This window comes from Cupriavidus sp. 05T42 (assembly GCF_056396345.1).
In genome coordinates this window covers 99612-120544 of sequence record NZ_JBFTLH010000007.1, presented here as the reverse complement: position 1 = coordinate 120544, position 20933 = coordinate 99612, and the positions used below count along the sequence as shown (strand labels likewise).

14 protein-coding genes are annotated in these 20933 nt (G+C 67.4%); 7 read left to right on the top strand and 7 right to left on the bottom strand.

Going from position 1 to position 20933, the window contains the following annotated elements; all coding sequences use genetic code 11:
* Nucleotides 1-2: 2 nt before the first annotated feature.
* Complete coding sequence (locus AC1EJR_RS11740; protein WP_477147100.1) at nt 3-4685, bottom strand: RHS repeat-associated core domain-containing protein; 4683 nt, start codon at nt 4683-4685, stop codon at nt 3-5.
* A gap of 86 nt (nt 4686-4771) precedes the next feature.
* Nucleotides 4772-7729, bottom strand: a complete 2958-nt coding sequence (locus tag AC1EJR_RS11735; RefSeq protein ID WP_477147099.1) for a type VI secretion system Vgr family protein — start codon at nt 7727-7729, stop codon at nt 4772-4774.
* Between the two features lie 266 nt (nt 7730-7995).
* Between AC1EJR_RS11735 and AC1EJR_RS11730 the strand changes: the two genes are divergently transcribed.
* Nucleotides 7996-9024, top strand: coding sequence for an FUSC family protein (locus AC1EJR_RS11730; protein WP_092295854.1), 1029 nt, complete (start codon nt 7996-7998; stop codon nt 9022-9024).
* 6 nt (nt 9025-9030) lie between these two features.
* Here the strand turns inward: AC1EJR_RS11730 and AC1EJR_RS11725 are convergent, their stop codons facing one another.
* Nucleotides 9031-9663 (bottom strand): LysE family translocator, encoded by a 633-nt coding sequence (locus AC1EJR_RS11725; RefSeq protein ID WP_477147098.1) that lies wholly within the window; start codon nt 9661-9663, stop codon nt 9031-9033.
* A gap of 204 nt (nt 9664-9867) precedes the next feature.
* Between AC1EJR_RS11725 and AC1EJR_RS11720 the strand changes: the two genes are divergently transcribed.
* The 4 genes from AC1EJR_RS11720 (at nt 9868) to AC1EJR_RS11705 (ending at nt 15689) form a co-directional block, all read left to right on the top strand.
* Nucleotides 9868-10752 (top strand): YihY/virulence factor BrkB family protein, encoded by an 885-nt coding sequence (locus AC1EJR_RS11720; RefSeq protein WP_092295860.1) that lies wholly within the window; start codon nt 9868-9870, stop codon nt 10750-10752.
* Between the two features lie 225 nt (nt 10753-10977).
* Nucleotides 10978-13221 (top strand): NADP-dependent isocitrate dehydrogenase, encoded by a 2244-nt coding sequence (locus tag AC1EJR_RS11715; protein WP_477147097.1) that lies wholly within the window; start codon nt 10978-10980, stop codon nt 13219-13221.
* 108 nt (nt 13222-13329) lie between these two features.
* Complete coding sequence (locus AC1EJR_RS11710; protein WP_477147096.1) at nt 13330-15267, top strand: hybrid sensor histidine kinase/response regulator; 1938 nt, start codon at nt 13330-13332, stop codon at nt 15265-15267.
* Nucleotides 15268-15335: 68 nt separating this feature from the next.
* The gene (locus AC1EJR_RS11705; RefSeq protein WP_092295869.1) at nt 15336-15689 is read left to right on the top strand and encodes a DUF1428 domain-containing protein; all 354 of its coding nucleotides are present in this window, start codon (nt 15336-15338) and stop codon (nt 15687-15689) included.
* Here AC1EJR_RS11705 and AC1EJR_RS11700 read toward each other — a convergent pair.
* Complete coding sequence (locus AC1EJR_RS11700; protein ID WP_092295872.1) at nt 15686-16564, bottom strand: LysR family transcriptional regulator; 879 nt, start codon at nt 16562-16564, stop codon at nt 15686-15688. The two genes, AC1EJR_RS11705 and AC1EJR_RS11700, sit on opposite strands and share 4 nt — an antisense overlap.
* Before the next feature lie 143 nt (nt 16565-16707).
* Here AC1EJR_RS11700 and AC1EJR_RS11695 point away from each other — a divergent pair, with 143 nt between their 5' ends.
* Both AC1EJR_RS11695 and AC1EJR_RS11690 read left to right on the top strand, forming a co-directional pair.
* Nucleotides 16708-17817, top strand: a complete 1110-nt coding sequence (locus AC1EJR_RS11695) for a TauD/TfdA family dioxygenase (protein ID WP_477147095.1) — start codon at nt 16708-16710, stop codon at nt 17815-17817.
* 49 nt (nt 17818-17866) lie between these two features.
* Nucleotides 17867-18823, top strand: a complete 957-nt coding sequence (locus AC1EJR_RS11690) for a tripartite tricarboxylate transporter substrate-binding protein (RefSeq protein ID WP_092295877.1) — start codon at nt 17867-17869, stop codon at nt 18821-18823.
* Between the two features lie 26 nt (nt 18824-18849).
* Here AC1EJR_RS11690 and AC1EJR_RS11685 read toward each other — a convergent pair whose 3' ends face one another.
* The 3 genes from AC1EJR_RS11685 to AC1EJR_RS11675 form a co-directional block, all read right to left on the bottom strand.
* Nucleotides 18850-19302 carry a flagellar protein FlhE gene (locus AC1EJR_RS11685; RefSeq protein ID WP_477147094.1) on the bottom strand — a complete coding sequence of 151 codons (453 nt, stop codon included), beginning with the start codon at nt 19300-19302 and terminating at the stop codon, nt 18850-18852.
* Nucleotides 19302-20018, bottom strand: coding sequence for an RNA polymerase sigma factor FliA (locus AC1EJR_RS11680; protein ID WP_477147093.1), 717 nt, complete (start codon nt 20016-20018; stop codon nt 19302-19304). The genes AC1EJR_RS11685 and AC1EJR_RS11680 overlap by 1 nt, the downstream gene beginning before the upstream one ends.
* A 109-nt stretch (nt 20019-20127) precedes the next feature.
* Nucleotides 20128-20931: a MinD/ParA family ATP-binding protein gene (locus AC1EJR_RS11675; RefSeq protein ID WP_477147139.1), complete on the bottom strand. Its 804-nt coding sequence runs from the start codon at nt 20929-20931 to the stop codon at nt 20128-20130.
* Nucleotides 20932-20933 lie beyond the last annotated feature (2 nt).

The window sequence follows — 20933 nt, the reverse complement described above, 5'->3', positions numbered from 1 at the left end:
GACTAACAGTCCCCCGCATTATATTTATCGAACATCGCAGCCGCCTTGGCACTAAAAATGGCAAACTGACATCCACTTCCCTTCGGTGGAGCATTCCTCTCTCTTACCGCCMGAGGGTTATCAACCATCGGCCCACTTACCGCATCGTACTCATGCAGAAGTGTGCCTTTTCGCCCACGAACAACAAAATTAGCCCATTCGGCATCAACGGAGTCGAATACTTTAACGTCCAGCCTTGCCAATTCAGAATTCGGGATCACAAATTTAGTGATCCTGGGATGGCTGCGCCGATCCATCCAGTCAACAGCTTGCCCTCTATTTGTCGTGACATAAAACCCGCCTTTACCCGCKGGGTTGAAATCCAATCTTCTACGCCCCTCCGATACATCAATAGGCCCCCTAATATCCCCCGCATGATAAAAAGTCGTAGTCTTTTCACGCGCCGACAACCCCAGCGGGTCAATATATTCCAGCGCATTGGGTGCATACGCGTAGGCATTAATCCCGCCTTCCAGCCCAATCGGGTCCTTGCTGACATACCGCCCGCTTACCGGATCATAGTACCGGTGCCGGTTGTAATGGAGCCCGGTTTCCTGGTCGTAATACTGGCCCTGGAAGCGCAGTGGGTTGGCAATGCCTGCCTTGCGCGCCGCTTCGGTGATGACCTCGCGCGCGGCGCCCCATGCCTTGTACTGGGCAGACCATGCAATCTCGCCGGTCTCGTCGGTCAACTCCTGCGGTGTGCCGAGGTGATCGCATTGGTACCAGGCGATGGCGTCGAACGGCTGCGGGGCGATGTCCTCGGTCCAGAGCGGATCGTCATCGATATCRTAGTCGCCCCCGTAATCGGGCTCGCGATGCAGGGCGATGGCGTCATGGCGCACCGCCTGGGCCAGCGGTACGAAGGTGCCGGGCTCGTAGAGATAGTGCGTGCTGCGGTCTGGCCGGCTTTCCCACGCCAGTTGGTCGCCGTCCCAGCCATAGAGCGTGACGCCGTGGGCGGATGACGACTTGACCAGCCTGCGCCCGAGCGCGTCGTAGATGTATTGCACCGACTGGTCCGCAGTGCGGTAACCGACCAGCCGGTTGAAGGCATCCCACGTAAAGGACCCAGTCACGCCATGGATCCGGCGCTCCGTGAGGTTGCCGCACTCGTCCCATTGATAGTGGGTGCCCGCGTACTGCCGGAGCAGGTTGTCCACCAGCCTGGGGTGACCGGTCAGGCGGCTGTCGGTGGCCCGTCGTCCATGTTCGGGCGTGGACGCATACCAGCGCGTATCGGGATCGTCGAGCAGGTTGCCGGCCGGGTCGAAGGCGAAAGTTTCGCTGCCCAGTGCGCTGTGCGCAGCGAGCAGCCGGCCCACGGGGTCATAGCGATATCGCAGCGCGCCGCGCCGCATGTCATGGATGCCCGATAGCTGTCCCACCGCATCGTACTGATACTGGCGGTGCAGCAAACGATGGCCCGCCCGCGCGCCATCGACGTGAGACAGCGTCTGTTCCATCAGCCGCCCCGCCGGATCGTACGCCTGCGCGTGGGAGAGCCKATTGCCCTGTGTGCGAAGCACCTCCCGGTGCAAGTCGTCGCGCTCAAGATGGACCAGTTCGCGGTCATCAAGCATCACGCCGTGCACGTGGCCCGCGCCGTAGGTCAGTACGGCCACGCGGTGCCCGTCCGGGCGGATCGTGGCGATGCGCTGGTGCAGCGCGTCGAACTCGTGCCGCCAGACCGCCACCAGCTGCTGCTCCAGGCACCGGTAGTGCTGATGTTCGCGCACCACATTGCCCGCGGCGTCGTGGAACCATTGCAGGCGGCTGTCCGCGTTCTCGGCCAGAATCATGCGGCCGTTGCCATCGTAKGCGAAGGTCTCGGCCTCGCTGCGCCCGACCTGGCCTTGTCGATCCAGCCGGCCAGCCTCGCGGCGAATCAGGCGACCGGCGGCATCGAACGCGTACGTGGTTTGCAGTTGCCCGGCATCGACGCTCCGCGCCAGCCTGCCCGTCGCCGGGTCATGGTAGTGGCGCGTGGTCCGGCCGTCGAAGCCGATTTCCTCAAGCAGGCGCCCCACCGGGTCGTAGTGGAACTCGGTCCTGGCGTCGTTCTCGTTGACGAGTGTAATGAGCCGTCCGAGCTTGTCCCACTGGTAGCCGAGCATGCGGCCCGCCGCGTCCGTGCGCCCCGCTATCAGGCCGGCCTCGCCGTAGTGCCAAGTCGTGCGCCGGCGCAGCGCATCGGTATGCGCCAGCAAACGACCTTCCGCGTCGCGCTCGAAGGTTTCCGCGCGCCCATCGGGATGGCTGACGCTGGCCAGTTGGCCACCCTCGTACTGGTATTGGGTGGCCTCGCCTGCCGCATTGGCGAATTTCACCAGTTCGCCGCGTGCGCCGTACTGCCAGGTGCTGGTCTTGGCCGAGCAATCGGTGTAGCTGGCGAGCTGCCCCGAGGCGGTGTAGGCCAATTGCTTCCTCCCGCCCCGGGCGTCGAGGATCTCCACCAGCAGGCCTGCCTGGTTGTAGGCGTATTCGGTCTTGTGTCCGAGCGGATCCGTCTCCTCGATCAGGTTGCCCCGGTCGTCATGACGGCGCTGCCACAGCCCACCCTCGGCGTCCCGGATCCCAATGAGCTGATCGGCGTCGTCCCAGGCGTAGTGCACCGCGCTGCCGTCCGGGCGCAGGTGCTCGAGCAGGTTGCCGCGTCCGTCGTAGGCGAACCGGTCCACGGCGCCGTCCCCATGCACATGCCTGACGACATGCTTGGCCTCGTCGCGGAAGAACCATTCGGATAGTCCGTCGGGATACCGGATCCGATAGGTGTAGCCGAGGATGTCGTAGTAGTGGCGGGTTTCATGGCCGAGCGCGTCGGTTACGCAGGTCACGCGGATGTCGGGGTCCCACGCCAGGCGGRTGTCGAAGCTGCCGTCGTCGGCCCATTCGCGTACGGCCCGTGCATCCGGGCCATCGCCGTGCCACTGCAGGTTCGTGCCGCGTCCGGTGCGGTCCGTGTAGCGCGTGAGCAGGTGATGCCGGTAGGTGTAGTCCCAATGGGCGGCGTTCTCGTCCTGCGCCATCACGAGATCGCCCGCGTCGTCGTAGGTATAGCGCGAGAGCTGCCGCACGAGCTGGCCGTCGACGATCTGCCACAGTTCGGCAATGCGCCCGGCCGCGTCGGGGCGGATGCCGATATGCGCCAGCGTCGCCGCTCCCTGATAGGCGATCACATCCGACAACACAGTGTCGCCATGAACGCGATGGTCATAGTGCAGCGCCACGCCCGCGCCGCTGCGCAGCTCGATGCCGGTCAGACGGAAGCGCTGCCCGTGAAGGCGATAGGTCTCCTGACCCTCGAAGCCCCGAGCGAGCGTCAGCGTGTTCTCCGACACCCGCACAAGCGTGATGTTCTCGATCGGATCGTGGTGGAACTTGCCGATCTCGGGGAGCGGATAGGCATGGCTGCGGCCATCGGCCGCGTGATACACCACGCCTTTGGACGCCCGATCGAAGCGGGTGGTGTACGGGGTGATCCAACGCGCGCCGCATTGGTTCGATACACCGGTGTCGTAGGCKGCGAGGCTTGAGCGGTAGGTACGCGTCCAGGCAAGCGGCAGCTGCCCCGGCAGGATGAAATCGGTGTGCGACAGCGTCTCGTCGCCGGTGGCGAAGCTGATGCTGCGCCGGCTGCCGGACGGCGCCGGGCAGTTCCGGCAGCCCGGGCTGCCCCGTGCTGGCGCCTGACGGCCGATGGCGCCCAGCTCGCCATCCTGCGCGCGTTGCCGCGCCTCGCTGGTGTGTTTCGGGTGAACATTGGCGCTCTGGCCGGCGCGCCGCTTCTGGCGCCAGCGCGCCACCGCCTGGGCAAGTATCGCCAGCAGCCAGCCGAGGCTGTGCGCGGCCCGCGGATCAGCCAACTTCGCCAGTTGCGCCCGCAGCGTCGGGCCCATCTCGCGCAAGGCGCCCGCGCTGGCCGCCACCTGCTGCCGCATCTTCTCGGGCATCGCGAGCCGCACCGCCTTGTTGGCCCCCGCCTTGCCCGCCGCCTTGTGGGCATCCCACACCGCGCCAAAGACATTACTGATGGCCGCCCGGGGGTCGTTAAGCCACTGCCCGGCTGCAACACCGGCTCGCGTGCGGGCCGACCGCGCACTGCCGGCGGCATCCAGCTGGCCCAGCGCGACGGCTTCCATTCCGCCGGCCATCTCGCCCAGCAGCCTCTCGCCCAACGCGCCGGCATCGTCGAGGATGGCGCCCAGCTTCGTCTGCGCCTGCTGCACAAAGTCGTCGAGCTCGCCGATGATGGTGGCGTTCAAATGTCCGACCAGCACCTCGATCAGCCCATCGCCAAGTGTGGCTGTGGCAGCCTGGCGCAGTTCCTGACGAACCAGTGCGAGCGTGGGCCGCAGGCTCATGCGTGCCGCTGCCATGCCCGGTGGCAACGGCAGCACGCCGATCAGGTTGATCCCGAGGCTGGCCCAGTCGAGCACATCGCGCGAGCGGCTGCGCATCAGCACGAAGATGTCGTTGAGTGCATCGACCAGTGCCATGATGTTGCCCAGCACGGGCAAGCCACCGGCCACGGTCTGGATGCGCGCCAGCGTCACCAGCCCGCCACTGGCCTGCCGCAGCCACGCATCGACCTGCGCGGCACCCCGGCCCACATCTTCCACGTCGATGGTATTGAGCGGGGCCACTGCTGTCTCGGGCGGGCGCGGAGCGGGTGAAGGTCTCGGTTCTGGCATGGCTCGGGGTATTGGCGATGGATGGGCTTCGGCGGGAATCAGGAAACAAACCCCGGCGTGGCGATCGAAGGCCGCGTGGGATGCGATACGGCCTTGGCCAGTGTCGGTACCGGCATCGACGTCGGCACTGCCTGGCCCAGCAGTGACTGGGCGCCGGACAGGCCGAATTCCGCCAAACCATCGGGAATAGTCTTGACCGCCGCGGCGAGCTGTCGCGCGCTCTGCAGCGTCTGGCCAAGCTCGCTGGCCCGGCTCGCGGCAGCGCGCACCTGTTCCGCGACAAGCCCGGCGGCGCTCTGGGCCACCGCACTGTCTTCCTCCGTTCGCGCCACGCGCGGTGGCCATTCCGGCTGGCCGACATGACTGGCCTCGACCCAGGTATCGGCGGGGTCCTTGCCGAAGCTCACCGTGGCAGGGCCCGGTGCGAGCCCACTGACCGCCGCGAAGCCCTGAGCGTTCAGCCGGCCGGCCACGGCCTTGCCCAAGGCATCCTCCACGCGGAACTCCCCGCCGATGCCGGTGTGGTTGGCGTAGCGGTTGAACAGTTCGAGATTGCCTTGCCCGGGCTTGCGCGCCGGCGGGAACGCCACGGCGCCGCGCTGCGCGGTGATCAGGGCATAGCTGGCGGTGCGAATGACATACGCGGCGCCCGTGCGATGCGTGATGCCGCCCGCGCCATAGGTGGTGCTGCTGCCGCCACCGCTGATGACGAGCTCCTGCCGGGCCGACAGCGTGATCCGGTCGGCGGTGGCTGTGATCCCGAGCCGGGCCAGCAGGTTGATGCTGTCGCGCAGCGCACGCAGGTCGATGTCGCCGCCGGCCGCCACCAGCCGCCACCCCATGCTCTGGATGAAGATCCGCATTCCCCGGCTCGCGCTGGCCAGCAGCCGCTTGCCCACGGCAAGGCTGGTATGCCCACCGCTGGTAAGCGCCAGATGCTCGCCCGAAGCGAGGTGCGTCGAGCGCGCCGTGGTGGCCTCGATGCCGACCGGGCTGGCCAGCACAAGGTGCGGCGCGGACAGTTCCGGAAAGCTGCCGGCATCCGCATTGGCAGTTCCTGTGCCGTGGATGTCCTCGTTTTGCTGCTGGATGGCGCGGGCCACTTCGGCGTGGTCGGCCTGGTCGGCCGCGTCCTGCGCCGCGTGCTGCTGCGCCAGTTCGGCCAGCGTTTCCTGCTGCGCGCGCGCCACTGCCAGCCGCTCCACGGTCTCGCCCATGTCCTTGTGATGCGCCCGGGCGTTGGCACGTCGCTCGGTGGTCAGCAGCATGCCGTGGGCGCGCACGACGCCCTGCCCGTCCGTGCGCAGCTCGAAACCCTCGCCCCGTTTGTCCTTGCGCCCGGCGCCGTGCAGCACGCGTGTCAGAAAGCCGAGGCCCAGCCAGGAGGTCTGATGGCCGCTCTGCAGCTGGGTCTGGATTTCTCCCTGGGTATCGTCCTGGACAAAGGCGTTGGCCCGCTCGCCATGCAATTCCTTGCTGACAAAGCCGGACAGCGCGTGCTGCGCCGGCAGCGGCCACTGCGGCATATTGAGACGGTTCGGTACACGGCCGGTGACGATAGGACAATCGGGATCGCCATTCAGGTGCTCGACCACCACCTCCTGGCCGATGCGCGGCACGTGCACCGCCCCGAAGCGATTGCCCTGCCACGCCGAAGACACCCGCACCCAGCATGAGCTGTTGGCGTTGCGCTGGCCGATCCGGTCCCAATGCATCTGGATACGGATGCGCCCGTACGCGTCGGTCCACGTCTCCTCGCCCTCCGGCCCTACCACCGTGGCGGTCTGCGGGCCGCTGGTGCGCGGCTTGGGCTGGGTCCGCTCGGGCCGGAACAGCACGTTCGTCGGCTGCGCCGTGAAGGCGACCTCGCAACGCCACTGCTGGCCCATGCCCGACACTTCGGGGACATCCTCGATCTCCAGATCGGTGCCGAGGATCAGGTACTCGCGATTGGCCTTGTCCTGGACAAAATGGCTCAGCTTGAACGTGCATCCGGGCACCATCGCGCGCACGTGGCCGCGTCCGCTCGCCCGACTGCCGTGCTGGCGGAGTGCCTCCATCCGCAACTGGGCGAGATGGCCGCCTTCGCGCCACGGGTCGTTGTCGGTGGCGGGCTGGCCATGGTCGCCCGGATATTCATAGATCTCTGCCTCGGCATGCGCGGTATCGAGCGGCGCCGCCGAGCGCACCGCCAGATCCGCGCCTGGCTTGACGAAATCGTAGTCGGAGCTGGTCCATTGGCCGGACACGAGGCGGTCGTGCAGCACGAACGCGTGCAGGCACTCCTCGTCGATGCGGTCCGCGCTGCGCTGCCAGCGAATGGTGTGGTAGGCGGGGCTGGTGTATGGCGCGAAGGCACTGTTGGCATCGGTCAGCACCAGCCGGTGCTTGCCATCGCTGTGCGCGATGTGCCAGGAAATGCCCCACTCCTGGGTCAGGCGCTGGAAGAAATCGAAGTCGCTCTCGCCGTACTGGACCTGGTATTCACGGCTGGGGTAGCGGCCCACGTCGAGGCGCCATTCGATGGAGAAGGTGTAGGCGGAGAGCAGCGCTTCGAGGATCCCGACCACGGTCTGTTGCTGAAAGACGCGGAAGTTCGTGGTCAGCGTGGCCAGCCAGAGCCACGGGCGCAGCGTCAGGCAGTAGGCGATCTGCCGGCCTTGCGGGATCGGGCCACGCACGTCGGTAATCAGCCCCGTGATCTCCCGCGTGCCCACGCCGGTGCGGCCAACTGGCCCGGTGCCGCTGCCATCGAGTTCGATGGCCACCGTCAGTTCCTGGCCGCGCAGGGCCTGCGTGTCGAGGTTCGCCGCCGGACCGGACGGCGCATACCGGGCGTCGGGCGTCTTCAGCTGCACTTCGTATTCGAACAACTCGCACAGCCGCTCCGTCCCGGACAGCCGCGAGAACACCAGCGCCGGTGCACCCATCAACGTGGGCAGACCGGCGCAACGGACAGAGACGGTACGGGACGGCGACGGCGAGGGGTTGCGCATATCGGAGCATGTCGACACAGGATGAAGGCAAGGCGACGGCTGCATCGGCTGCTGCGCGGCGCAGCCAGCACAATGCGGCGAAGGCTCGCATCATCGAATATGACAAGTTCGAAAGTGCGCTTAGATAAACTTCAATGAGATCTGCATGACTTCAGATGGCGGCCAGGAACCCCCAGCGCCAGGGAAGCGGCGGCCCATGTTGCGGATCGTGCGCCGGGCTCTATACACTACAAGCGTCCCGGCCCCCCCTGAAGGTGATCGCCCCCATGCTTGAGGCCCTGCGAAATACAACAAGCGCGCTGTTCGACCCCGATCGCCGATTCCGCCAGGCCCGCATCTTCCACGCCACGCGCGTGGCGCTGGCCCTGCTGGTGTCCATCGCGCTGACCACCGGCATCAACGTGCCGCATGGCGAATGGGCGTCGATCACGGTGCTCGTGGTCATTGGCGGGCTCCAGCATCACGGCAATATCCGCCGCCGCGCCGCCGAGCGCGGGGTGGGCACGCTGATCGGCGCCTTCGTCGGCCTGTTCCTGATCCTCCAGGAAAGCTACTTCCGCATTCCGCTGCTGACCTACCTGCTGATCGCCGTGGCGTGCGGGTATGCGGCCTACCATGCGGTCGGCAAGGGGGGATATATCGCGCTGCTGGCTGGCATTACGGTGGTCATCACGGCCGGCCACGGCGACCAGAACGTCTATGACGCGCTCTGGCGCACGGTCGATGTGATGATCGGCACGGCCATCGCGCTGGTGTTCTCGTTCGCGCTGCCGGCCTATGCGTCATATTCGTGGCGTTTCAAGCTGGCCGGGCTGCTGCGCGCCTGTGCGGCCGTGCACGCCAAGATCGAACGGGGTTTTGCGGATGAGAGCGAGCGGCAGCAGGCCATGATGAAGCTGGGCCCGCCGCTGGTGCAGCTGCGCAGCCTGATCCCCTCGGTAGCGAAGGAAACCGGCACGCTGCCGGCGGATCTGGAGGAGGTCCAGCACTGCGCGCGGGTGTGCATCAGCGCGCTGGAGATGTTGGCGACGATTCCGCCCGAGAGCATCGATGCCTGCGGGGACGAGCACTGCATCCGCGACCTGCTGCTGGAAATTTCCAGCGCGCTGGAAGCCGGCGACGAGTCCATGGTTCGCCAGAACATCACCCTGCCGGCGCCGCACCCGGACGATCCGTCCATCGGCCATAGCTCGTTCGCGTTCCTGACGCTGCAGCTGTCGGCCGAACTGGGCCATCTGCGCGACCATCTGTCCCAGATGGCGGCGCAGCATCACTTTCCCTACGCCACGCGCTGAATCGGGCTACTTCCGGTCTGTCAGCGCGATGCGCATGGCCAGCGCGCCAAGTACGGTTCCCATCACATAGCGCTGCGCACGCAACCACCGCTCGCTACGCGACAGGAATGCGGTAATCCCGGACGCCCCCATCACCAGCAGCAAATTCACCGCGCCGCTGACGCCGATCTGCACCGCGCCCAGTTGCAGGCTCTGCCACAGCACCGAGCCCTGCTCGGGATGCAGGAACTGCGGGAAGAACGACAGGTAGAACATCGCCACCTTGGGATTCAGCAGATTGGTGACAAAGCCCATGCTGAACAACTTGCGCGGTGGATCGTCGGGCAGCGCCCGGGMCTGGAACGGCGCGGCGCCGCCGGGGCGCACCGCCTGCCAGGCCAGCCAGAGCAGGTAGGCCGCGCCGGCCAGCCGGATGGCATCGAAGGCGAAGGGCACCGCCATCAGCAGCGCGGTCAGCCCCAGCGCGGCGGCCATCAGGTGGACCACAAACCCGAGCAGCACGCCCGCCAGCGAGACCAGCCCCGCCGCTCGGCCCTGGCACAGCGCGCGGGACACGCAATAGATCATGTTCGGCCCCGGCGTCAGCACCAGAACAAGGGCCGCCAGGGCGAAAAAGGCCAGGTCGTGCCAATCGAGCATGTCGGATTTCCTTCAAAAAGGGCGACTTCGGGGGATTGGGCCATTATAGGGACGGGGGCCAGCGTCGATTGGATACAGATCGGCATGACTTTCGGGCCGATCTGTACAGCACCGTGTACAGCCCCGGGCACCGTGTCGGACAAACTCGCCTTGCCGGGGCACCGCCGATGGGCCACATTGGTCTGTGACGCCTCCTTGCCTCCCATGCCCATCCTCGACACCCGCATCCGGCACGTCCTCCAGCACCCCGGGCGTTTCATCCTGACCACGCTCCGGGAATTCCGCGCCAACCAGGGCCTGCTGCTGGCCGGGGCGGTGGCGTACTACGCGCTGCTGTCGATCGTGCCCTTGCTGATCCTGATGCTGATTGGCCTGTCGCACGTGATCGAGCCGGCCCGGCTGCTCGATACGCTGGCGCGCTATCTGGAATGGCTACTGCCCGGGCAGTCGCGCGCACTGGTGGCCGAACTGGCGCGCTTCATGGACCACCGCGCCCTCGGCTGGGTGCTGCTGGTGACGATGATCTTCTTCAGTTCGCTGGCCTTCACCGTGCTGGAGAACGCCATGTCGGTCATCTTCATCCATCGCGTGGCCATCCGGCGGCGGCATTTCCTCGTCTCGGCCATCCTGCCCTATTGCTACATCCTCGTGCTGAGCGTGGGACTGCTGGTGGTGACGCTGGTGGCGGGCGGGCTCCAGACCATCGGCGAACGGCACCTGGAGGTGCTCGGCCATGAATGGTCGCTGGACCGCCTGTCCGGCACCCTGCTCTACCTGCTCGGGCTGGCCGGCGAGATCCTGCTGCTGACCTCGATCTACCTCGTTATGCCGGTGGGCCGGCTGTCCGTGCGCCATGCGCTGGTGGGGGCGGTCTTCGCCTGCGTGCTCTGGGAGGTGTCCCGCCACGTGCTGGTCTGGTATTTCGCCACGCTGTCGCAGGTGGGGCGGGTGTACGGCTCCCTGACCACGGCCATCGTGGTGCTGCTGAGCCTGGAGATTGCCGCCACGCTGCTGCTGTTCGGCGCCCAGGTCATTGCCGCCGTGGAGCGCTCCGGCGTGGACCCTGCGCCGCAAGGGTTCCACACCTAGCCGTCAGTCGGCAATTTGAAGGAAGATGGCCGACAATTGACGGACTTGCAGGCTTGATGCGCGACAGAGACGACTTCGACATCTGAATGCCTTTGCATACATCCGCGCAAAAACCGCAATGGTTCGCCCCTCCCGACACCAAAAATAAGGCAAAATTCGGGTMTTGCCCCCGGCTGTGACCCACCCGGGGCATTTTCCAACCTGATTCTTGATGCGAGATAAGCAATGAGTACCCAGCAGCCAACCATCATCTACACCCTGACCGACGAAGCTCCGCTGCTGGCGACCAGTGCCTTCCTGCCCATCATCCGCACGTTCGCAGCCCCGGCTGGCGTGAACGTCGAGACCAGCGACATCTCGGTGGCTGGCCGCATCCTGGGCGAATTCCCCGAATTCCTGACCGAAGAGCAGCGCGTGCCGGACAACCTGGCCGAACTGGGCCGCCTGACGCTGCTGCCGGACACCAACATCATCAAGCTGCCGAACATCAGCGCCTCGCTGTTCCAGCTCGTCAGCGCGATCAAGGAACTCCAGTCGAAGGGCTACAAGATCCCCGACTACCCGGAAGATCCGAAGAACGACGAAGAAAAGGCCATCCAGAAGCGCTACTCCAAGTGCCTGGGCAGCGCCGTGAACCCCGTGCTGCGCGAAGGCAACTCCGACCGCCGCGCACCGGCCGCCGTGAAGAACTTCGCCCGCAAGCACCCGCACAGCATGGGTGACTGGAGCATGGCTTCGCGCACCCACGTGGCGCACATGAAGCATGGCGACTTCTACCACGGCGAAAAGTCGATCACGCTGGACCGCGCACGTGACGTGCGCATGGAACTGGTCACCAAGAGCGGCAAGACCATCGTCCTGAAGTCGAAGGTGGCCCTGCTGGACGGCGAAGTCATCGACAGCATGTTCATGAGCAAGAAGGCCCTGCTGGCCTTCTACGAAGAACAGATGGAAGACGCGCGCAAGACCGGCGTCATGCTGAGCCTGCACGTGAAGGCGACCATGATGAAGGTGTCGCACCCGATCGTGTTCGGCCACGCCGTGAAGGTCTTCTACAAGGACGCCTTCGCCAAGCACCAGAAGCTGTTCGACGAACTGGGCGTGAACGTGAACAACGGCCTGGTGGACCTGTACACCAAKATCGAGGCCCTGCCGGAGTCGAAGCGCGAGGAAGTCATCCGCGACATGCACGCCTGCCACGAACATCGCCCGGAACTGGCGATGGTGGATTCGGCCAAGGGCATCTCGAACCTGCACGCACCGAACGACGTGATCGTCGATGCCTCGATGCCGGCCATGATCCGTATCGGCGGCAAGATGTGGGGCGCCGACGGGCGCACCAAGGACACCAAGTGCCTGATCCCGGAATCGACCTTCGCCCGGATCTACCAGGAAATCATCAACTTCTGCAAGACCAACGGTGCCTTTGACCCGGTGACGATGGGCACGGTGCCGAACGTCGGCCTGATGGCGCAGAAGGCCGAAGAGTACGGCTCGCACGACAAGACGTTCGAGATTGCCGAAGACGGCGAGGCCCGCATCGTCGACAACGCCACCAATGAAGTGCTGACGGCGCTGACGCAGAAGGTCGAGCAGGGCGACATCTGGCGCATGTGCCAGGTCAAGGACGCCCCGATCCGCGACTGGGTGAAGCTGGCCGTGACCCGCGCCCGCAACTCGGGCACGCCGGCCGTGTTCTGGCTGGACCCGTACCGTCCGCACGAGGCCGAGCTGATCAAGAAGGTGGAAACCTACCTGAAGGACTACGACACCAACGGCCTGGACATCCAGATCATGTCGCAGGTGCGCGCCATGCGCTACACGCTGGAACGCGTGATCCGCGGCCTGGACACCATCTCGGTGACCGGCAACATCCTGCGCGACTACCTGACCGACCTGTTCCCGATCATGGAACTGGGCACCAGCGCCAAGATGCTGTCGATCGTGCCGCTGATGGCCGGTGGCGGCCTGTACGAGACCGGCGCCGGCGGTTCGGCTCCGAAGCACGTGGCCCAGCTGGTGGAAGAGAACCACCTGCGCTGGGATTCGCTGGGCGAGTTCCTGGCCCTGGCCGTGTCGCTGGAAGAGCTGGGCATCAAGTCCGGCAACGCCCGCGCCAAGGTGCTGGCCAAGACGCTGGACGCCGCCACGGGCAAGCTGCTCGACAACAACAAGAGCCCGTCGCCGAAGACCGGCCAGCTCGACAACCGCGGCAGCCAGTTCTACCTGGCCATGTACTGGGCCCAGGAACTGGCCGCGCAGAAGGACGACGCCGAACTGGCCAAGACCTTCGCACCGCTGGCCAAGACGCTGACCGACAACGAGAAGACCATTGTCGGCGAGCTGTCGGACGTGCAGGGCAAGGCAGCCGACATCGGCGGCTACTACAAGCCTGACTTCGACAAGCTGGACGCGGTGATGCGCCCGAGCAAGACGCTCAACGCGGCCCTGGAGGCCGTGAAGGGCTGATGACTGCTCCCTCCGCCCCGGCACCCGGGGCGGAATCGCCGGAACGGCCGGACCCGCGCAATGCGTGGTGCCGGCCGTTTTTGCATTGACCACCAGGCAAGCCACATCGTGCAGGAATCCCCGCATGCCCTCGCCGCCGCCGGCCTAGACAGCGCCGCCTTCCACGCGCTGGCGGACGCGATCGACCAGGCGTTCTGCGTCATCGAGGTGATCTTCGACGGCGACCGGGCGATCGACTACCGCTTCGTCACCGTCAACCACGTGTTCGAGGCCCAGACCGGGCTGCATCAGGCGCAGGGCCGCAATATGCGCGACCTCGCACCCGGGCACGAGGCCCACTGGTTCGAGATCTATGGCGAGGTGGCGCTGCGCGGCCATCCGCGTCGCTTCGTCGAGCAGGCGCGCGCGCTGGACCGCTGGTTCGAGGTCTACGCCTTCCGCGTGGKCGATGGGGTGCGCCCGCTGGTCGGCGTCCTGTTCCGCGACATCACCGCCCGGCGCGAGGCCGAGGCGGCGCTGCGCAAGACCGAAACCCAGGCACAACTGGCCGTGGCCATCGCCCGGCTCGGCACCTTCCGGCAGGACACGGAAACCGGGCTGGTCTATATGGATGCGCGCATGCGCGAGCTGCGCGGCGGCGGCGAGGCCGAAGTCATGCCGCTGGCCGAGACCCTMCAGCGCGTGCACCCCGATGACCGGCCCCGGCTGCTGCAGGCCGTGGAAACCGCCATCGCCACGGCCGACGAGAGTGGTGGCGGCGGCTTCGAGGTGGACTACCGTATCCTCTGGCCCGATGGCAGCGAGCACTGGCACGCGGCCAATGGACAGGTCGAGTTCGAGGGCGAGGGTCGCCGGCGGCATCAAGCCAATGTGCTGGGTACGGCGCTCGACATCACGGTGCGCAAGCAGGCCGAAGCCATCCTGCGCGAGGCCGACGCCCGCAAGGACGAATTCCTCGCCACGCTGGCCCACGAGCTACGCAACCCGCTGGCCACCATCCACAATGCRCTCCAGCTCCAGGCCGCCGCTGCCACCCGGATGGACGCGCCGCGCCTCCAGGCCATGCTCGACCGGCAGGTGGAGCACATGATGCGGCTGATCGACGAGCTGATGGAGGTCTCGCGCATCACGCGCGGCGTGATCGAGCTGAAGGTTGAGCCGCTCGACCTCGCCGACGTGCTGCGCAATGCCGTGGAGGCCGCCCGCCCCGCCGCCATCCAGGCGGGCCACGTGCTGACGCTCCAGCCGGCCGACACCCCGCTGCCGGTGCTCGGCGACGCGGTGCGGCTGGCGCAGATCCTCGGCAACCTGCTGGCGAACGCGGTGCGCTACACCGATCCGGGTGGACGCATCGACGTGCACGCGTGGCGCGACGCCGCCGGCATCCACGCCGCCGTGGCCGACACCGGCATCGGCATCCCGCCCGGGCATCTGGGGCGGCTGTTCGCGCTGTTCGGCCAGTTCGACAAGAACGCGCCGCGCTCGCAGGGCGGGCTCGGCATCGGGCTCGCCACGACGCGCAAGCTGGCGCAGATGCATGGCGGCGACGTCCAGGCCGCCAGCCCCGGGCTGGGGCTCGGCAGCACCTTCACCGTCTCGCTGCCGGCCAGCGACGGCCCCGCCGCGGCTGACGACGCGAAAAGCCGGCCCGGCTCGCTGCCCAACCCGGTGCGCGTGCTGGTGGTGGACGACAACCGCGATGCCGCCGACAGCGTGGCGATGCTGCTGGACATGTACGGTGCGACCGCCACGGTGGCCTACGATGGCGCGAGCGCGCTGGAGGCCCTCGCCCAATGGTGGCCGGACGTGGTGCTGCTGGACCTCGGCATGCCGTCGATGGATGGCTACGAGGTGGCCACGCGCATCCGCCAGACCTGGCGCGACCGCCCGGTGATGCTGGTCGCGCTGACCGGCTGGGGCCAGGCCGCCGACCGCGACCGCACCCGCGCGCATGGTTTCGACGCCCACCTCGTGAAGCCGGTGGGGCTGGAGGCCTTGCTGGCGCTCCTCGCCAATTGCGGCGGCGCTGCATCGCCCCCTAAATAGGCACTATTCGTCATACGTCACGGCCATGGTCTATGGTGATAAGCCCAAGACCCAGCGGAGCGAGTGCCATGGCATACATCGACGGATTCGTGCTGGCCGTGAAGACGGCCAATCGGGAAACCTACCGGCAGGTGGCGCAGAAGGCGTCCACCGTGTTCAAGGAGCACGGCGCGCTGAAAGTGGTGGAGTGCTGGGGCGACGACGTGCCGGAAGGCAAGGTCACCTCGTTCACCATGGCCGTTCAGCGCAAGGACGACGAGGCGGTGGTGTTCTCGTGGATCCTGTGGCCGTCGCGCGAGGCGCGCGACAAGGGCATGGCCGCCGCGATGGCCGACGAGCGGCTCAAGGAAGGCATGGACCCGATGCCGTTCGACGGCCAGCGCATGATCTTCGGCGGCTTCGAGGTCATCGTGGACGCCTAGCGGACGCCCGGCAGCAAGGTGCGCTCCACGGCCTCCGTGAGCGCCTGCAGCACCCGGCTGTCCTCGTCCGCCTTGCGCGACACGAGCGAGATCTGCAGCGTCGGCGCGTCGGCCCCCAGCCGCACGCGCCGCACCGGGTAGCGGTCGCAGACCGTCGGGTCCATCAACTGCACCACGGAAACGCCCAGCCCCGCGCTGACCATGGCGACGATGGCGATGACGCTGTCGAACTCCATCGCACTGCGTTTCTCCGGCATCACCCCGTGCACGTACCGCGCCGCCATGGCGCCGGTGACGGTGGCGCGGTCGTAGCGGATCCAGTCGTAGCGGGCAAGCAGCTCGGCCGCGCTGGCCTCCCCGGCGTCCGGCGGGGCGATCAGCACCATCTCCCGCGTGCCGACCGGATGCCAGCGCAGGCTCGCCAGGCGGCCGGTTTCGGGCCGGGCCACCACCGCCGCATCGAGTTGCCCCGCCTTGACCAGATCCAGCAGCCCGGCGCTGCGGCCGCGCACCGGCCGCACGCGCAGCTTCGGGTAGTGGTCGCGCAGGTAGCGCAGCGTGCCCGGCAGCAGCACCGGCTGGATCGATTCGATCACCCCGAGCCGCACCGAACCCTCCACGGCCACGGACACCCGGCGCCGCAGCGCATGGAGGTAGCGCAGCCCGCCCTCCATGGCGGCGGCCACCTCGCGGGCCACGGCGGTGGGCCGTACCTGCAGGCCGGATCGATCGAACAGCGGCTGGCCGACATACTGCTCCAGTTGCTTCATCTGCATGCTGACCGCGCTCGGCGTGAGGTGCATCGTGGCGGCAGCCGCCGCGAACGAGCCCTCCTCGATCACGGCAGCGAGGGTGGCGAAGGTCTCCAGCTTCATCAGTTTTCCTTATCAGCGACGTCAAGGAACGTCACTTTTTCTTAGCTGTTCTGAAGCTTAGACTGGCTGCACGACGTCATGCAAGGCGCCCCCCAGCGCCCGCACCCAGACGTCCCTTCCATAAGACTCCGAGACACCGCCCCATGACCGCCTATCGTCCCACCGCGTGGCTGGCCGCCGATGCCKACCGCGACACCTCCTGGATCCAGCGCCTCTCCGCCGCCGAAGTGGCCAGCTTCGACACCGCCCTCACCCACGCCATCGCGCTGGACAAGCCGCTGCTGGAGATGACCGCCGATGACTTCCCGCTCGACGCCGCCGCCCGCGACGCGCTGGCCCGCGCCATCGACACCACGCAGGGCCGCTGGGGCATGTGCCTGCTGAAGGGCTTTCCCGTGCACCGCTGGACCGAGGACGAGACCCGCCTCGCCTACTGGGGCATGGGCCTGCACATGGGCGTGGCGCGCACGCAGAACCGCGCCAGCGACTTCATGAACGATGTGCGCGACGTGGGCGCCGCGTACAAGGGCAAGAACGGCCGCGGCTACAACACCAACGCCGGCCTCGACTTCCACACCGATTCCTGCGACGTGGTCGGCCTGCTGTGCCGCCGCGCGGCCCGCAGCGGCGGCGCAAGCAAGGTAGTCAGCTCGATCGCCCTGCGCGACGCCATGCTGCGCCGCCGCCCGGACCTCGAAGCCGTGCTCCACGCCCCGTTCCACTACAGCTACCAGGGCGCGCAGGACCCCGCCCAGCCGCCGCACTATGCCTGCACCATCCTCGGCAACCATCCTTGGGCCTTCGCCATGCGCACCAACCGCAAGAACGTGGTGGCCGCCCAGCGCGACTTCGACGATGTGCCGCGCCTGACGGCGGCCCAGGAAGCGGCCCTCGACGAACTGGACGCGCTACTGACCGACCCGAGCCTGTGCTTCTCGATGCAGCTTGAACAGGGCGACCTGCAACTGCTGAACAACTATGTCACCGTGCATTCGCGCACGAATTTCGAGGACTACGAGGAGTTCGACCGCAAGCGCCACCTGCTGCGGCTCTGGCTGGCCGTACCGGGCGCCCAGCCGCTACCGGACGAGTGGGCCGACTACTTCACCGACGTCCGCGCGGGTGCGGTGCGGGGTGGCCTGCGCGGCAGCGCGCGCAGTGCCGAGTTCGACGCCTACGAGCGCCGCCAGGCCGCCGCACTGGGCATGCCGCTGATGCCGTGGGCGCCAGCCGCCCAGCCCGCCACGGCCTAGGCGCCAGCATCGCCCCACAAAAAATACAAAGATAAATACGGAGACAACCATGGAACGACGCGATTTCCTCGCGCTGCTGTCGGCGGCGCTGATCCTGCCCCCGGGTCTGGCGCGGGCGGCGCCGGCCGTCACGAAAGTCCTCGTCGGCGCCACGCCGGGCGGCGGCACCGACATCGTCGCGCGCTCCCTGTCGGCCGAGCTGGAGCAGCGGCTCAAGCATCCCTTCATCGTCGAAAACCGGGGCGGCGCGGCCGGCAATATCGCCGCCATCGCCGTGGCCAAGGCGGACCCCGATGGCGGCACGCTGCTGCTGAGCTACACCAGCCACGCGATCAATCCGGCGCTGTTCGAGAAAAAGCCATTCGACGCCATCAAGGACTTCACGCCGATCTCGCTGATCGCCAGTTCGCCGCTGATCCTGGTGTCGCGCCCGGACCTTGGCGTCAGCAACCTGCGCGAACTGGTGGCGCTGGCGAAGTCGAAGCCGGGCAAGCTGAGCATCGCCGTGGCCGGCGTGGGCAGCGCCAACCATCTGGCGGGGGAGATGCTCAAGCACGAGGCCGGCATCGACATCGTCAGCGTGCCGTACAAGGGCGCCGGCCCGGCTGTGGCCGATGTGGTGGGCAGCCAGGCCGACCTGCTGCTCGGCAACGTGGCCACGGTGCAGCCGCTGCTTGTGGCCGGCAAGCTCAAGGGGCTCGGCGTGAGCAGCCCGCAGCGGCTGGCGGCGTTCCCGAACCTCGCCCCGATTGCCGATCTCGTGCCGGGCTTCGACTACAGCTCGTGGTACGGCCTGCTCGGCCCGGCCGGCATGCCGCCGGACATGGTGCGGGAACTGGAGACGGCAGCCCGCGCGGCCGTGGCGGCGCCGGCCATGCGCAAGCGCTTGCAGGGGGAAGGTCTGGTACCAGTGGGGAATAGCGCCGCCCAGTTCGCGCAGTTCCTGCAGGCGGAAATCGCGCGATGGGCGAAGGTGGTGGCCGTCACGCACACACGCGTGGCGTGAGGCGGCAGATGTAAAGCCCGGGACGGTTAGCGGAAGCTGACCGTCACCTCGTTGCTGCGCCCTTGCAGCGACGGCGCCAGGCCGCCGTTGCCCGGCACGCGGAAGGCGAATACGAAGCCCTTGCTGGCATCGTCGCCAACGAAGGCGTTGGTCTTGCCCTCGGCACCCGGCAGCATCACGCAGCGGTCGGCATTGCAGAGGTAGGCCTGCAGGTCCGGCGGCGGCACGCGCGTGAAGCTGTAACGCCAGCGCACCGCGGTGATGACGCCAGCCGACTGCGGCAGCACCCCGCMCGGCACGATCGGCGCGGACAGCGCGCGCTGGCCCCGGTTCGCAATCATCGGGCCCACCGCCGAGCCAGTCCAGGCATGGCGCGACGGGCCGATTTCGAGCGTTGCCTTCGTCAAGCCCTGCGCCGACAGGATCGCCGGCAGGAAGCCGCAGAGCGCGGCCACCGTCATCGACAGCCAGGCACGCATTACAGCAAACCCCGCAGCTGGTTGCGCAGGCGGGTAATCGCCTGGCTGCGGATCTGGCACACGCGTGACTCGGTCACTTCCAGCACCGCGCCAATCTCGCGCAGGTTCAGTTCCTGGTCGTAGCACAGCGACAGCACCAGCTTTTCCCGCTCGGGCAGCTTGTCGATGGCGCGGATCAGCGCCTCGCGCATGCCGGACTCCATCAGCACCGTCAGCGGGTTGCCGTCGTCGGTCACGCCGAGATGGCGGTCCAGGAAGTCTTCCTCGCCGGAGCGCTCGAAGTCCTCGTAGTGCAGCAGCTGGCAGCCGTAGACCTCGTTGAGCAGCTCCTGGTATTCGTCGAGCGCCATATCGAGTTCCYTGGCCACCTCGGAGTCGATCGGCGTGCGGCCGAGCTTCTGTTCGAGGCTGCGCTGGGTGCGCTCGATCTTGCGCGTGAACTGGCGCAGGCTGCGCGACTGCMAGTCGTTGGCGCGCACCTCGTCGAGCATCGCGCCTCGGATGCGCTGGCTCGCGTAGGTCTCGAAGCGGGCGCCGTGGTTGTCTTCATAGCGCTTGGCAGCGTCGAGCAGGCCGATCATGCCGGCCTGGATCAGGTCGTCGATCTGGACACTGGCAGGCAGCTTGGCCGCCAGTTGCAACGCGATCCGTCGCACCAGCGGCGCATGTGACTTGACCACGTCTGCCTGTTCGAGCTTTCCCTGAATCGTATACATGGTGGAATTCTCGGTAATAACTTGGTTCGGTGCCAGCGCCCCACATTCCTTGCGGGGCGGACTGGCTGGCTGAGTGTCGGTCCGGTTGTTGCGACTTCTTGTTCTGGTATCAGGCGGGAACGGCCGCGGCCATCCCCGGAGAGACTGCTTCCTGGCGCAGCGGCCATGCCCCGATGCCGCTGGCCACGTGGCGCAGCGCGCCGGTGGCCGCGGCGGCCGGATAGGCCTCCACGACGCAGCGGCCCAGCTGCAGCGCACGGGCCACCAGCGGATCCAGCGGCAGGTAGCCCGCCAGGCTTGCCTCCACGCCCAGGTACTGGCTCGCCGTGCGGGCCAGGTTGCGCGAGAGGGCCATCACCGTCGCTTCCTTGTCCGCCATATTGACGATCAGCTGGAAGTGACGGCATGCAAATTCATGGTGCAGCCGCTTGATGCAGGCGTAGGCGGCGGTGATCGACGTGGCCTCGGGCCGCATCACGATCACGAAGTTGTGCGCCGCGCCGGCCATGGGCGACAGCGCGCCGGACTCGCTCGACTGCGCATCGACCAGCACCGTGCGGATGCCCGGCAAGGCGCGGTMGTCGATCTGCGCGCCGGCGGGCACGTTGCCGGCCGGCAGCACGGCCACGCCGCTGGCGGCACGGGTGCCCGCCGCCGCGTCGAACGGCATCCGGCCGCCCAGCACATCGGCCAGCGTGGCCTTCGGCGCCGCGCCGGCAAGCCGGGTGGCGCGCGCGGCGGCGCGGTCTTCATCGGCCAGCAGCACACGTTCGCCCTGCATGGCGAGCGCGTTGGCCAGCCCGAGCGCCACGGTGGTGGCACCGGCGCCGGCCTCGCAGCCCACCACGGCGATACGCCGGGTGACGCGCGGTGCCAGCATGCGGCGCAGGCTTTCCGCCTGGTCGGAGCCCATCA